General features: G+C 73.9%; 12 protein-coding genes. 6 read left to right on the top strand and 6 right to left on the bottom strand.

What is annotated here, in order from left to right:
- Positions 1 to 4: 4 nt before the first annotated feature.
- Positions 5 to 1,378 carry a PhoX family protein gene (locus GA0074692_RS08880; RefSeq protein WP_141725201.1) on the bottom strand — a complete coding sequence of 458 codons (1,374 nt, stop codon included), beginning with the start codon at positions 1,376 to 1,378 and terminating at the stop codon, positions 5 to 7.
- Positions 1,379 to 1,909: 531 nt separating this feature from the next.
- Positions 1,910 to 2,500: a helix-turn-helix domain-containing protein gene (locus GA0074692_RS08885; RefSeq protein ID WP_091641596.1), complete on the bottom strand. Its 591-nt coding sequence runs from the start codon at positions 2,498 to 2,500 to the stop codon at positions 1,910 to 1,912.
- Positions 2,501 to 2,576: 76 nt separating this feature from the next.
- On the opposite strand from GA0074692_RS08885, the gene GA0074692_RS08890 reads away from it, so the two are divergent.
- The 4 genes from GA0074692_RS08890 to GA0074692_RS08905 are packed head-to-tail and all read left to right on the top strand — an operon-like array spanning position 2,577 to position 7,181.
- Positions 2,577 to 4,154 (top strand): bifunctional NAD(P)/FAD-dependent oxidoreductase/class I SAM-dependent methyltransferase, encoded by a 1,578-nt coding sequence (locus GA0074692_RS08890; RefSeq protein ID WP_091641601.1) that lies wholly within the window; start codon positions 2,577 to 2,579, stop codon positions 4,152 to 4,154.
- A 56-nt stretch (positions 4,155 to 4,210) separates the two neighbouring features.
- Entirely contained in the window at positions 4,211 to 5,797 is a 1,587-nt protein-coding gene (gene lnt / locus GA0074692_RS08895; RefSeq protein ID WP_245730242.1) for an apolipoprotein N-acyltransferase, read from the top strand.
- Between the two features lie 42 nt (positions 5,798 to 5,839).
- The gene (locus tag GA0074692_RS08900) at positions 5,840 to 6,613 is read left to right on the top strand and encodes a polyprenol monophosphomannose synthase (protein WP_091641604.1); all 774 of its coding nucleotides are present in this window, start codon (positions 5,840 to 5,842) and stop codon (positions 6,611 to 6,613) included.
- A 52-nt stretch (positions 6,614 to 6,665) separates the two neighbouring features.
- Positions 6,666 to 7,181 carry an FxsA family protein gene (locus GA0074692_RS08905; protein WP_091641607.1) on the top strand — a complete coding sequence of 172 codons (516 nt, stop codon included), beginning with the start codon at positions 6,666 to 6,668 and terminating at the stop codon, positions 7,179 to 7,181.
- 67 nt (positions 7,182 to 7,248) lie between these two features.
- Here the strand turns inward: GA0074692_RS08905 and GA0074692_RS08910 are convergent, their stop codons facing one another.
- Together GA0074692_RS08910 and GA0074692_RS08915 are read right to left on the bottom strand one after the other, a co-directional pair.
- Positions 7,249 to 7,590: an RNA polymerase-binding protein RbpA gene (locus tag GA0074692_RS08910; protein WP_007460094.1), complete on the bottom strand. Its 342-nt coding sequence runs from the start codon at positions 7,588 to 7,590 to the stop codon at positions 7,249 to 7,251.
- A 248-nt stretch (positions 7,591 to 7,838) separates the two neighbouring features.
- Positions 7,839 to 8,975, bottom strand: a complete 1,137-nt coding sequence (locus GA0074692_RS08915) for a coiled-coil domain-containing protein (RefSeq protein ID WP_091641612.1) — start codon at positions 8,973 to 8,975, stop codon at positions 7,839 to 7,841.
- A 122-nt stretch (positions 8,976 to 9,097) separates the two neighbouring features.
- On the opposite strand from GA0074692_RS08915, the gene GA0074692_RS08920 reads away from it, so the two are divergent.
- Positions 9,098 to 9,589 (top strand): DnaJ family domain-containing protein, encoded by a 492-nt coding sequence (locus GA0074692_RS08920; RefSeq protein WP_091653040.1) that lies wholly within the window; start codon positions 9,098 to 9,100, stop codon positions 9,587 to 9,589.
- Positions 9,590 to 9,642: 53 nt separating this feature from the next.
- On the opposite strand, the gene rox is transcribed toward GA0074692_RS08920, so the two are convergent.
- Positions 9,643 to 11,067, bottom strand: coding sequence for a rifampin monooxygenase (gene rox / locus GA0074692_RS08925; protein WP_091641616.1), 1,425 nt, complete (start codon positions 11,065 to 11,067; stop codon positions 9,643 to 9,645).
- A gap of 351 nt (positions 11,068 to 11,418) precedes the next feature.
- Between rox and GA0074692_RS08930 the strand changes: the two genes are divergently transcribed.
- Entirely contained in the window at positions 11,419 to 12,435 is a 1,017-nt protein-coding gene (locus GA0074692_RS08930) for a zinc-dependent alcohol dehydrogenase family protein (RefSeq protein ID WP_091641621.1), read from the top strand.
- A gap of 78 nt (positions 12,436 to 12,513) precedes the next feature.
- On the opposite strand, the gene GA0074692_RS08935 is transcribed toward GA0074692_RS08930, so the two are convergent.
- A complete protein-coding gene (locus GA0074692_RS08935; RefSeq protein WP_091641624.1) occupies positions 12,514 to 13,197 on the bottom strand; it encodes a maleylpyruvate isomerase N-terminal domain-containing protein in 684 nt (227 codons plus the stop codon).
- Positions 13,198 to 13,209: the final 12 nt, after the last annotated feature.

The raw sequence follows: 13,209 nt of genomic DNA on the forward strand, positions 1-13,209 counted from the left end.
ACGGTCAGAGCGAGCCGCGCCGCCACGGGCCGGTGATCGCGAAGGTGATGCCGGGGCTCTGCGCGTTGACGAACAGCCAGTTGCCGTTCTTCGGTTCGAAGGTGGATCCGCACCATTCGGAACCGGAGTAGTCGCCGGCGGCGACGGTCTTGCCGGGGATGCCGCCGGCGGGCACGACGACCTGGTTGAGGGCGAACGGGAAGATCTCGCCGTCGGTGGTGAGGCCGTGCAGGTACTCGCCGGAGCTGCCGTCCTCGCACAGGACGATGCCGCCGCGCGGGCTGACGCAGATGTTGTCGGGGTTGTTGAGCACGGCCGCGTCGGGGGAGGCGAACAGCACCCGCATCCGCTCGGTGGTCGGGTCGTACTCGAAGACCTGGCCCTGGCCGGCGGGGCCGCCGCTGGTGGAGACGATGTAGACGCGGTCGTTGCCGTACCAGGCGCCTTCGAGGCGGCGGAACGCGGCGCCGCCGAGGGCGATGCCCTGCTGCACGCAGCTCGTCTCGCCGGGGCCCGGGTCGGGGTTGCCGAGGGTCACCCAGGTGAGGTTCTCGTACTGGGTGTCGGTGCCGTCGCCGTAGGTGGAGTACGACGAGCCGTCCGGGGTGGGGATGACGAGCATCTGCAGGGTGCCGCCGGCGGCCAGGTTCCCGGGGGTGGTGGGCACGTACCGGTAGAGGCCGGAGGGGGTGGCGTCCTCGGTGAGGTAGACGATGCCGGTGCGAGGGTCGACGGCGACGGCCTCGTGGCTGAACCGGCCCATGCTCTTCAGCGGCCGGGGGTCGCCCTTGCCGACGTGGGGGACTTCGAACACGTAGCCGTGACGGGTGCCGTCGGGGCCGATCTCGGTGGTTTCCTCGCAGGTCAGCCAGGTGTCCCAGGGGGTGGGGCCGCCGGCGCAGTTGCGGATGGTGCCGCCGAGGCTGGCCCACGAGCCGAGGAACTGTCCGGCGTCGGGGTCGAACACGAGGGTGGTGGTGCCGCCAGCGGCGGCCGGGTTGTAGGCGGGGGTGGTGAACGCGCCGCCGTAGCCGCCGCGTTCGTGGTTACGGACGATGGCGATGGTGCCGTCGGTGCGGCGGAACGCGGCCATCCCGTCGTGGGCGCCGGGGGTGCGCAGGCCGTCGGTCATCAGGTCGCCGGTCCAGCCGTAGGAGAGGTACTCGAAGCCGCGGGGCAGACGCAGCAGCTCCAGGCCGGTGCTCTGGTCCCGGGTCGGGTACAGGGGGCCGTAGTCGGGGCTGGCGGGCAGCTTGGCCAGCGGGGCGGCGCCGGCGGTGCGGGCACCGAGGGCGTCCAGTGGGCCGAGCGCGGCCAACGCGGCGGCGGTCACGGAGCCACGCAGGATGCCACGGCGGGTCGGATGGGTTGCCGTCACGGCTACCTCCAGGGTCGAGGGAGTGATGCGTCGCTGAGACGGTAGGCCGCTGTGAGCTGGGCTTTCATCGGACGGGACGTGAATCTTGTGGGAACGCCGGGCGGTGGGCGGGGTGCCGGCCCCCGGCGGACGGGGCGACGCGCCGGGGGCGACACGCCGTGCCGACGGGCGACTGGCCGGTGGCGGGTTGACAGTGCCCGGGGGGTGGCGCGTACCGTCTTTGAGTCCTACCACGGGGAAGTGGCTGTTGTTCGCTTCGTCCCTTCGTCCGCTGGCCGAGTGACCACATGGGTTGCGGCGGCCAGGTCCAGCGGGCGGGGGTCGGCGGGGCGGCGCGAACCGGCTGCGGTTACCGGTGTACGGGCAGGGTGAGGTGCACGGCCAGTAGACAACGGCCCGGCGGGGGCAGCCAGTCCGCCGTCTGGTCGGTCCGAAGGTCGGCGTGCCTGATCCTCGCTCCACCGGCCGGGGAGGGCCTGGGAGCATCGGGGCGTGGCGGTTGCCGCGCCCCGATTTTCGTGTGTCCCGGGGTCAGTGGGACGACGTGGTGGGGCGGGCGCGGACGTGGAGCCGTTCGCCCTGGGGTCCGAACAGGTTCAGGAGTTCCGCCGGGTGCGGGTCGGGGTTGGCGACGGCGTGCGGCAGTCGGGTGTCGAACTCGGCGACCTCTCCGGCGGTGAGGATCAGGTCGTGGTCGCCGAGGATCAGCCGGATCCGGCCGGAGAGCACGTACAGCCACTCGTAGCCCTCGTGGGTGTTGGGTCGCGGGTCGGTGGGGGTGTGCGGCGGGATGATCTGTTTGAACGCCTGGAGGCCGCCGGGGCGGCGGGTCAGGGGCAGGAACGTCATGCCGTTGCGCACGATCGGGCGGGGGCGCACGCGCGGGTCGGCGGTGGATGCGGCGCCGACGAGGTCGTCGAGGGGCACCTGGTGGGCGCGGGCCAGGGGGAGCAGCAGTTCCAGGGTGGGGCGGCGCTGTCCGGATTCCAGGCGGGACAGGGTGCTGACGGAGATGCCGGTGGTCTGTGCCAGTTGGGTGAGGGTGGTGCCGCGTCGGGTGCGCAGGGCCCGTAGTCGGGCGCCGACTCCGGCCAGGACCGCCACCTCGTCGTCGTTTGCCATAACGGCAAGAATAGTTGCCGCTGTCGGTCGGGTGGGCGCACCGTGGCGGTCGACGGACGACGAACAGGGGTGCGTGATGGACGACAGGTACGACGTGGTGGTCGTCGGTGGCGGCGCGGCCGGACTCGCCGGCGCGGTGGCGTTGGCCCGGGCCCGCCGGTCGGTGCTGGTGGTGGACGCGGGTGAACCCCGTAACGCCGCCGCCGACGGGGTACACAACCACCTCGGCCGGGAGGGCAGCCGGCCGGCGGAGCTGCTCGCGTCGGCTCGCGCCGACGTCACCGGCTACGGCGGGCACCTCATCGACGCGACGGTCACCACGGTCGACCGCGACGACGACGGGTTCCGGGTCGTCCTCGCCGACGGGCGGGGCGTGCGGGCACGGCGGCTGCTGGTGGCCACCGGCGGAGTGGACGCGCTGCCCGACGTGCCCGGCCTGGCCGACCGGTGGGGGCGTGACGTGCTGCACTGCCCGTACTGTCACGGGTGGGAGGTCCGCGGCCGGCGTGTCGGGGTCCTCGCCGACGGGCCGCTGGGGGTGCGGCAGGCCCTGCTGTGGCGGCAGTGGAGCCCACACGTGCTGCTGCTGCGGCACCACGGCGACGCGCCCGATCCGACGCAGGCCGAGCAGCTCGCCGCGCGGGCCGTCACCGTCGTCGACGGGCCCGTCACCGGCCTGGTCGTCGACGACGACCGGCTCACCGGGGTCCGCCTCGCCGACGGGGGCCTGGTGCGTGTCGACGCGCTCGTGGTGGCGTCCCGGCTGGCCGCCCGCGCCGACCTGCTCGCCCCGCTCGGCCTGAGGCCGGTCGACGTCGACCACGACGGGCAACTCGTCGGCACCCGGATCCCCGCCGACGCGTCCGGCGCCACCGACGTGCCCGGCGTGTGGGTGGCCGGGAACGCCACCGCCGTGGCCGCGACGGTCGTCGTGTCCGCCGCGCAGGGCGTGACCGCCGCCGGGGCGATCAACGCCGACCTGGTCGCCGAGGACACCGCCCGCGCCGTCGACGCGTACCGGCACGACCTGGCGACCATGTTCGAGCAGGACGCCTGGGAGGACCGCTACCGGTCCCGGCCGGCGGTGTGGAGCGGCAACCCCAACCCGCAGCTGGTCGCCGAGGCCGGTGACCTGCCGGCCGGGCGGGCCCTGGACGTCGGCTGCGGGGAGGGCGCCGACGCGGTGTGGCTGGCCCGGCGCGGCTGGCGGGTCACCGCCGTGGACATCGCCCCCACCGCGGTGGAACGCACCGCCGCGCATGCCGCCGACGCCGGGGTCGCCGACCGGGTCACCGCCCGCCAGGCCGACCTGCGGGTCGAGGCACCCGAGGCGGGCGTCCACGACCTGGTGTCGGCGCAGTTCATGCACCTGCCCGCCGGGCAGTGGCGGGACCTCGTCGCCCGGCTGGCCGAGGCGGTGGCCCCCGGCGGCACCCTGCTGCTGGTCGGCCACCACCCCCTCGACCTGCGTACCACGGCCCGGCGGATGCACTTCCCGGAGCTGATGTTCACCGCCGAGCAGGCCGCCGACCTGCTCGACGAGGCCCGCTGGCGGGTCCGCGTCGCGCAGACCCGGCCCCGCACCGCGGTCGACCCCGACGGCCGGGACGTCACCGTCCACGACGCCGTCCTGGTCGCCCACCGGCTGCCCTGAGACGACGCCCGGGGCGGGCGGGTAGCCTTCCGCGGTGTGATCGAGGTGAGGTGCCGGTGACGACGCTTGACGAGGTACGCCCGCCCGCCGCCGGCACGCCGCCGCGGCCGCGTCCACTGCCGCTTGTGGCGGCGGTGCCGCTGGCCGTGGTGGCCGGTGTGGCGCTGCTGCTGGCGTTCCCCCCGTACGGGTGGTGGCCGGCCGCCCTGGCGGGTGTGGCGGCCCTCGCCGCGGCCACCCACCGGCGGCGGATCCGGGCCGGCGCCGGCCTGGGGTTCGTCACCGGGTTGACGCTGTTCGCGCCGCTGCTGGCCTGGACGAACCTGCACACCGGCTACCTGCCGTGGGTGCTGTTGAGCCTGTCGCAGGCCGCCTACCTGGCGTTGCTCGGCGCGGCCACCGCGTACGTGTCACCGCTGGTCGACCGGTGGCGGGCGGGCTGGCCGGCGGTGACCGGGCTGCTGTGGGTGGGGCAGGAGGCGCTGCGGGACCGCACTCCGTTCGGGGGGTTCCCGTGGGGGCGGTTGGCGTTCAGTCAGGGCGACTCGCCGCTGCTGCGGTTGGCGGCGCTCGGCGGCGCCCCGCTGGTCACCTTCGCCGTCGCGCTCTGCGGTGGGCTGCTGGTGAGCCTGCTGTGGCGGCCGTGGCGGGGGTTCCGGCCGGTGCTGGCGTTGCCGGTGGTCGGTCTGGTCGCGGTCCTCGCCGCGGCCCTGGCGACCCCGGTGGGGTTGCGGGGCGACGGTGGGCAGGTCACCGTGGCGATCGTGCAGGGCAACGTGCCCCGTCTCGGTCTCGACTTCAACGCCCAACGGCAGGCGGTGCTCGACAACCATGTCGAGGCGACCCTCGGCCTGGCCCGGCAGGTCGCCGCCGGGCAGGCCCGCCGTCCCGACCTGGTGGTGTGGCCGGAGAACTCCAGCGACATCGACCCGCTGCGGGATGCGGCGGCCGGGGCGCGGATCACCCTGGCGGCGGACACGATCGGCGTGCCCATCCTCGTCGGGGCGGTGCTGCGTGGCCCCGGCGAGGGGCAGGTACGTAACGCGGGACTGCTGTGGCGGCCCGGCAGCGGCCCCGACACCGACCAGCTGTACACCAAACGGCACCCGGTGCCGTTCGCCGAGTACGTGCCCATGCGGGACCTGGCGCGCATGGTCAGCAAGCAGGTCGACCGGGTTCGGGCGGACTTCGTGCCGGGCACCGAACCGGGTGTGCTGCGCACCGACGACGCGGTTCTCGGTGACGTGATCTGCTTCGAGGTCGCCTACGACGGGCTGGTCCGGGACACCGTCATCAATGGCGCGCAACTGCTGGTGGTGCAGACCAACAACGCGACGTTCGACGAGTCCGAGGCGCTGCAGCAGATGGCGATGGTCCGGTTGCGGGCGGTCGAGCACGGCCGCGACGCGTTGATGGCCTCCACCGTGGGGGTGTCCGGGTTCGTCTCCCCCGACGGGCGGGTAGACGGGGCCACCGGGTTCAACACCGGCGCGGTGGTGGTCCGGCAGATGCGCCTCGGTGACGGGGCGACCCTGGCCACCCGGCTGGGCGTGTGGCCGGAGGCGGCGCTGGTGGTGGCCGCCGTGGCCGTGCTGGCCGGCGCGGCGCTGCGGCGCCGCCGACCGCTGCCGCCGCCCGGGTGACACTGTCCGGCCCGTAGGCCGGCGTGACGGGGGGAGGTCCAGGTGGGCGAACAGACCGGATGTCCGGGTGTCGGGCGGGTGCTGGTGGTGGTGCCCACCTACAACGAGGCCGACAACCTCGCCGGGATCGTCGACCGGGTCCACCGGCACGCCCCGGCGGTGGATGTCCTCGTCGCCGACGACAACAGTCCCGACGGCACCGGCGCGCTCGCTGACGGCCTGGCCCAGGTCGACTCCCGCGTGCATGTATTGCACCGTGACGGCAAGGAGGGCCTCGGCGCGGCGTACCTGGCGGGGTTCGCGTGGGCGCGGCGGCGCGGGTACGACGCGGTCGTGGAGATGGACGCCGACGGGTCGCACGCCCCGGAGGACCTGCCGGCGTTGCTGGCGGCCGCCCGGGACGCCGACGTGGTCATCGGGTCCCGGTGGCAACGCGGCGCGCGGGTGGTGAACTGGCCGTGGCGGCGGCTGCTGTTGTCGCGGGGCGGCAACTGGTACGCCCGCTGGGCGTTGGGGGTGCCCGTAGCCGACGCCACCGGCGGCTACCGGGTGTACCGGCTGCGCGCCCTGGACGCCGTCGACCTGGACGGGGTGTGCTCCCGGGGGTTCTCGTTCCAGGTGGAGCTGTCCCGGCTGCTGCACCGGGCGGGCGCCCGGATGGTGGAGGTGCCGATCACGTTCGCCGAGCGGGAACGCGGGTCCAGCAAGATGAGCCCGTGGATCGTGCTGGAGGCGCTGTGGCGGATCACCCTGTGGGGGTTGCAGGACCGGCGGCGGGGGCGACGGCGGCGGTCGGTCGCGGGCCGGTGGCCCTGACCGTCCGTGGCATGCTTGACCGGGACAGCGTCGCCGAGGCGGATGAGGTGTGATGCGCCGATCGTGGAGGTTCGTGCCGCTGGGGTTGCTGGCCGGGCTGGTCGCCGAGGTGGCGGTGTTCGTGCTGGTCGGCCGGGCGATCGGGTTCGGGTCGGCGGTGCTGGTGGTGTTCGCCGTGTCGCTGCTGGGTCTGCTGCTGCTGCGCCGGGAGGGCATGCGGGCCTGGCGGGGGTTCCGGGTCAGTGTCGAGTCGCAGCAGCCGCCCGGCCGGCAGTTGACCGACGGGCTCGTGGGGCTGGTGGGTGCGCTGCTGTTGGCCGTGCCGGGCCTGGTCAGCGGGCTGGTGGGGGTGGCGCTGCTGGTGCCGCCGCTGCGCCGGCTCGCCGGTGCGGGCGTGCAGCGGGCCGCGGAGCGGCGGGTGTCGTCGATGGTCGCCGGTGACCTGTTCGGTCCCCGCCGGGTGCGGGTGTACCGGGGTGACCCGCAGTCGTCCGCGCCGCCACCGCCGCAGCCGACGACCGGACCGGCCACCGCCATCGAGGGAGAGATCGTCGAACCAGGCCGATGAAACCGGCCCCCACCGTGACACGAGCCCCCGGGACGAAAACGTCCCGGGGGCTCGTCGTTCGGTGCGGTCAGGCGCGACCGCGGCGGGTGCGGACCTCCTGGAGCCGCTCGGCGAGGATGTCCTCCAGCTCGGCGATCGACCGCCGCTCCAGCAGCATGTCCCAGTGGGTACGCGGCGGCTTGGCCTTCTTCTGCTCCGGCTCGTTGCCGTCGACCAGCCGGGCGACGCTGCCGTCGAACTTGCACTCCCAGGTCGTCGGGACCTCGGCGTCGACGGCGAACGGCACCTCGAACTGGTGCCCCTTGGCGCAGAGGTACTCGCGGGTCTGACGCGGCGCGAGCTCCGTGTTGCGGTCGGACTCGTAGCTGACCGCGCCCAGACGGCTACCGCGCAGCATGCGCTCGCCCATGTTCGACTTCCCCTCGTTGGTGGTGCTGGTCTTCTCGGTGTAACGGCTCGCCGTCACCGGGCCATTCCCCGGTACGGCGTGTGACGCGGCCACGCCCGACGGCGAGCCTGGCCGGACCACGCCGGTCACCCGGCGGGACGCCCCCCGGCCGGGTGGGAAACGGTGAAGTGTGCTGGCTGTCACCTGTATGGTACCCGGCCCGTTCCGGTGCCCCTCCACAGCGACTGACGGCCGTACCTGGCGACCGGTCAGCGTGGCGTCGGCGACCCCAGCCGGGCCAGTGCCGCCGCCAGGTTGCTGACCTGGTCGACCAGTTGGGCGGCGCGGGCCACCGCCGTGTCCCGCTCGGTTTCGGCCGCGCCGAACCGTACGGTCAGCTCCGCCAGACGGGCCTCGGCGGTGGCCGCCGCCTGCCGGGCGGCCGTCACCTCGACGGTGAGCCGGTCCCGGTCGGCGGCCAGCGCGGTGGTTTCCTGCCGGGCCCGCCGCGCGGTCGCGGCGCTCTCGGCGCGGGCGGTGTCGGCGTCGATGCGGGCCGCCTCGGCCAGCCGGGTCGCGTCGACGGCCTCCCGGCGGGCCTGCTCCGCCTCGACGCGGGTCCGCTCGGCGGCGGCGCGCTGCGTGTCGGCGTCCTGCCGGGCGGCGTCGGCGTCGACCTGCGCCCGGTCGGCCCGTACGGACGCGTCGGTGGCTGCCTCGGCCGCCCGGCGCGCGTCGGCGCGGGCGGTGTCCCGTTCGGCGGTCAGCTCCGCGACCCGCCGTCGTTCGGTGTCCCGTTCCGCGCGGACGGCCCGCAGGTCGTGGCGGGCCGCGTCCCGGTCCCGTTCGGCCTGCACCCGCAGCGCCTCGGCGGCGCTGGCCGTCCGCTGAGCGGCGTCCCGGGCGGTCTCCGCGTCCGCCGCGCGGGCGGCGGCCTGGGCTGCGGCCTCGGCGTGCCGGGCGGTTTCCGTACGGGCGGTGTCCCGCTGCCCGGCGGCGTCCTCGGCGGCCCGGCGGGCAGCCACCGCGGCGGCCTGCGCGTCCTCCGCCGCGCGGCGGGCCTCGTCCCGTTCGGTGTGGGCCTGCGCCACCTGCCCGGCCGTGTCCGCGCGGACCTGCGCGAGCTGCCGGTCCACCCCGGCCGGGGACAGTTCGGCGTGCAGCGTCTCGGTCAGGGTTTCCACGAGCTGGTCGAGCCGGTCCACCGCCTCCCAGGTCCGTGCCACCTGCCCGGCCAGTCCGGGGGCGTTGCGGTGCCGCATCCGGGTGTTGCGGGACGCCCGCTGGCAGGCGCCGTCGTTGTCGCGGCAGTAGCGGAAGGGACGTCCCGCGCCGGCACGTTGCGGGACGTCACGACCGCAGTGCGCGCAGGGACGGGTGTCGACGGGGGTGGCCTGCTCGTCCATCGAGGGCGAAGTCTAGGGCACCCGCCAGGCGGGTCGGGGCGTAAGCCGGACGGGGTGGGGGAGTGTCCGCCCGATGCGGCACCCTGGTTACCGGCACCCACGACACGGGGGAGGTTCCGGCGATGGTCGACGCATGGGAGGCTGCGGTCGAGGCGCAGATCCGCGCCGCCGTGGAACGCGGCGAGTTCGACAACCTGCCCGGGGCGGGTAAGCCGATCCCCGGCCGGGACCTGCCGTACGACGAGCAGTGGTGGATCAAGGGCCTGCTGGAACGGGAGAAGATCCCTACAGACGCGCTCCTGCCCACCCCGCTCATGCTGCGCAAGCGGCTCGAGCGGCTGCCCGACGAGGTTCGTGACCTGCCCACCGAGACGGCGGTACGGGCGTGCGCGCAGGACCTGAACGACCAGATCGTGGCGTGGCTGCGCACGCCGACCGGCCCGCGGGTGGTGGTGCGGCCGGTCGACGTCGACGCGGTGGTGCGGCAGTGGCGGGCGGCCCGGCTGCCGTCGCTGCCCGGCCCGTCGACACCGCAGGCGTCGACGGCCGGTGGCGTACGGGCCGAGCGACGGCAGCGGCGCTGGTGGCCGTGGCGTCGCCGTCCTGCGGCCTGACCCGTCCGCCGTCCCGGTGACGGTGCGGTCCGAACCGCATCACGGCTGTGCGCTCAGCCGACGGCAGCACCGAACCACCGCGGCAGTTGGCTGAGAAGATCTGCCTGGTCGTCGCCGACCCATGCCACGTGGCCGTCCGGCCGCAGCAGCACGGCAGGCACGTCCAGTTCCTCGCTGCCGTCGACGACGTGGTCGATCCGGTCGGCCCACCCGGCGACCGAGAGCAGGCCGGTCCGGTCGAGAAGCAGCCCGCGACCACTGTGGGTCAGCTCGTAGAGGCGTCCCCGCTTCAGCCGCACGTCCCGCAGCCGCCGGCCGAGCAGGTCGTGGCCCTCGCCGACGTCGTAGCGGACCCCGATCGCGGTGACCTTCTCGATCAGGTACCGGTTCACGTCCTCGAAGTCCATCAGGTTCGACAGCAGCCGGCGCACCGACCGGGGTCCCGGCTCGGTGGACAACAGATGCATCATCGCGCGGGTGGTGTCCAGCACGTCGGCGGCCACCGGATGCCGTTCGGTGTGGTAGCTGTCCAGCAGCCCGTCCGGCGCCCAGCCGTCAACCTCGGCGGCCAGTTTCCAGCCGAGGTTGAACGCGTCCTGGACACCGAGGTTCAGCCCCTGGCCGCCGACCGGCGGGTGGACGTGCGCCGCGTCGCCGGCCAGCAGCACCCGGCCGACACGGTAGCGTTCGGCCTGCCGGATGGCGTCGCCGAAGCGGGACAGCCAGCGCGGTGAGTGCACGCCGAAGTCGGTGCCGGCGAACACCCGTAGCTGCTGCCTGAACTCGTCGAGGGTCGGCGGGACGGTGCGGTCCTCGGCCACCCCGGCGGCGGGTACGACGACGCGGTACACCCCGTCCCCGACGGGCCCGACGCCGAACCGCAGTTGGGTCTTGCGGACTTCGGCCGTCACGGCCGTCACCGTATCCGGATCCTCGGTCACCGCCATCTCACCCAGCAGCGTCTCGACGGTGGTGGGCTCGCCGGGGAAGGCGACGCCGAGCAGTTTTCGGACCGTGCTGCGGCCCCCGTCGCAGCCGACGAGGTACCGGGCGCGCAGCCGGGCGCCGTCGGCCAGTTCGGCGGTCACCCCCTGGTCGTCCTGGTGCAGCCCGACCAGCTCGCAGCCGCGGCGGATCTCGGCGCCGAGTTCGGTGGCGCGTTCGGCCAGCAGGCGATCGGTGACGGGCTGCGGGATGCCGAGGATGTAGGGATGCGCGGTGTCCAGCCGGCCGGGCGGGGGTTTGCTGATGCCGGCGAAGCCACCGACCGGGTGCTGCCTGCCGTGCGCGAGGAACCGCCCCAGCAGACCGCGCTGGTCCATCACCTCGATGCTGCGTACGTGCAGGCCGAGGGCCCGGACCACCCTGGTCGGCGCGGTTTCCCTGTCCAGCACGAGCGTGTGCACACCGTGCAGCCGCAACTCACTGGCAAGCATCAGGCCGGTCGGTCCGCCGCCGACCACGATCACGTCCGTCATGAGATCCCCCCGTTGCGTTCCGGTCGGCGGACGATTCTGCGGCACGACCCGGGTCTTGCCGCAAGACCCCCCATGCGATATATGTTGAAAGTGGCAGGGAGTGGACAACCTCCTTGCCTTTCTTCTTGTCGCCGCCGTTGCCTTGGTCGCCCGAGCCCTGACCGACATCCCGGCCGGGGCACCGCGTTCGCGTAGCACTCGACGCTCACGCCGGCCGGCGCCGCGACCTCCGTGCGGCGCGGTCCAGGAACGCCGCGGGGCACCCTGCCAGTACACCTTCCAGCGAAAACTCCCCAGCGCGTCGGGAACGGTGTTTGCTGAATGGCGTTGACCCGCCCAAGGAGAACCAACATGCTCGGTGCTGTCCTGCACGCCCCCGGTGACATCCGCGTGGAAGAGCGCGAGGACCCGCGGATCCTCGCGCCGACCGACGCGATCATCCGACTGTCCGCCACCTGTGTCTGCGGCTCCGACCTGTGGCCGTACCGGGGTATCGAGACGGTCACCGAGCCGAGGTCGATGGGCCACGAGTACGTCGGCATCGTCGAGGACATCGGCAGCGACGTGCGCACCGTGCGTCCCGGACAGTTCGTCATCGGCTCGTTCTTCGCCTCCGACAACACCTGCGAGATCTGCCGGGCGGGCTACCAGACCTCCTGTGTCCACCGGCAGGGCGTCGGCAGCGCCCAGGCGCAGTACATGCGCGTCCCCCTGGCCGACGGGACCCTGGTCGCCACGGCGGACATGCCGTCCGACGACCTGATCCCAAGCCTCCTGACAGCCTCCGACGTGCTCGGCACCGGCTGGTTCGGCGCGGTGGCCGCACAGGTCGGGCCGGGCAAGACCGTCACAGTCGTCGGGGACGGCGCCGTCGGGCTGCTCGGGGTGCTGGCGGCCCGGCAACTCGGCGCGGAACGCATCATCGCGATGAGCCGGCACGAGCCCCGCCAGAAGCTCGCCCTCGAGTACGGGGCCACCGACATCGTCACCGAACGCGGCGACGAGGGCGTGGCCCGGATCAAGGACCTGACGAACGGGCTCGGCGCGCACTCGGTCATCGAGGCGGTCGGTACCCAGGAGTCGATGATGCAGGCCATCCGCGCCACCCGGCCCGGCGGTCACGTCGGCTACGTCGGCGTCGCCCACGACGTGCACCTGCCGGGGCACGAGCTGTTCTTCTCCCACGTGCACCTGCACGGCGGTCCCGCCCCCGTGCGCCGCTTCCTGCCCGAACTGATCGAACTCGTCCAGAACCGGACGCTCGACCCGGGCAGGGTGTTCGACCTCAGCCTTCCGCTCACGCAGACTGCCGACGCCTACCGGGCGATGGACGAACGCCGCGCCATCAAGGTCCTGCTGCACCCGTAGGTCTGCGACGCAACACGGCAGGTCGCATCAGCCACCGCTCCATACCGCGTGCACCCACAGCGGGGCCGTCGCGGTGATTCAGCCGAGCGTGAGGACGCGCAGCCCGAGCCTGACCAGATCGGCCGACTCGCCCGGGGTGACCGATGCGCGGCCGGTCGTCTTGCGCAGCAGTGTCACCGGATCCCACCCGAGCGCGGTGACGGCGGTATGCCATTCCGGGCCGAAGAGCAACTGCTGGAGGTGTTGCGCGGCCGGTGCCGTCAGCCATGGCTGGTGGTTCAGCGCGTCGGCGACATCGAGGCCGTGGACGGCCAACTCGACGACGCGGGTGGTGAGAAAGTCCGACAGCAGCATGGCGTCGCCGTGTCGGGTCCGTACGATCCGGTCGGCGCGTTCGCGGCGGCATGCCGTGACCACGGCCTTCATCGCCGTCGGCAGGTCGCGGCCGAGCCGCGCGACGTCCGGGCCGGCCGCGCGGCCGCGCGCTGTGGCGACCCGGTCGGCGTTGGCCGTGTCGCTGAACCGGTGGTCGGCGCGGTAGTAGGCGATGGCGGTGGTGTCCGGCCGCTCCGGTTCCGGCGCGGCGACCATGTCGGGTACGCGTCCCAGCACGGTGACGACATGGCCCACCACGTCGCGTACCCGCCAGGGAACACAGCGAGTAGGTCGTTCCCACTCGTGCGGGGTGAGTGCACCGAGGGCGGCGGTGAACGCTTCGGCTTCGGCGCGGAACGCGCCCAGTGCGCGGTTGTCTGCGGTCATCACCAGACTTCT

The sequence above is a fragment of the Micromonospora pallida genome (assembly GCF_900090325.1).
Classification (GTDB): Bacteria; Actinomycetota; Actinomycetes; order Mycobacteriales; family Micromonosporaceae; genus Micromonospora; species Micromonospora pallida.

Bases quoted from the DNA above. Each gene is read 5' to 3' on its own strand.
- GA0074692_RS08885 (WP_091641596.1), bottom strand. From the start codon at position 2,500: ATGGCAAACGACGACGAGGTGGCGGTCCTGGCCGGAGTCGGCGCCCGA.
- GA0074692_RS08890 (WP_091641601.1), top strand. From the start codon at position 2,577: ATGGACGACAGGTACGACGTGGTGGTCGTCGGTGGCGGCGCGGCCGGA.
- GA0074692_RS08905 (WP_091641607.1), top strand. From the start codon at position 6,666: ATGCGCCGATCGTGGAGGTTCGTGCCGCTGGGGTTGCTGGCCGGGCTG.
- GA0074692_RS08910 (WP_007460094.1), bottom strand. From the start codon at position 7,590: ATGGGCGAGCGCATGCTGCGCGGTAGCCGTCTGGGCGCGGTCAGCTAC.
- GA0074692_RS08915 (WP_091641612.1), bottom strand. From the start codon at position 8,975: ATGGACGAGCAGGCCACCCCCGTCGACACCCGTCCCTGCGCGCACTGC.
- GA0074692_RS08920 (WP_091653040.1), top strand. From the start codon at position 9,098: ATGGTCGACGCATGGGAGGCTGCGGTCGAGGCGCAGATCCGCGCCGCC.
- rox (WP_091641616.1), bottom strand. From the start codon at position 11,067: ATGACGGACGTGATCGTGGTCGGCGGCGGACCGACCGGCCTGATGCTT.
- GA0074692_RS08930 (WP_091641621.1), top strand. From the start codon at position 11,419: ATGCTCGGTGCTGTCCTGCACGCCCCCGGTGACATCCGCGTGGAAGAG.
- GA0074692_RS08935 (WP_091641624.1), bottom strand. From the start codon at position 13,197: ATGACCGCAGACAACCGCGCACTGGGCGCGTTCCGCGCCGAAGCCGAA.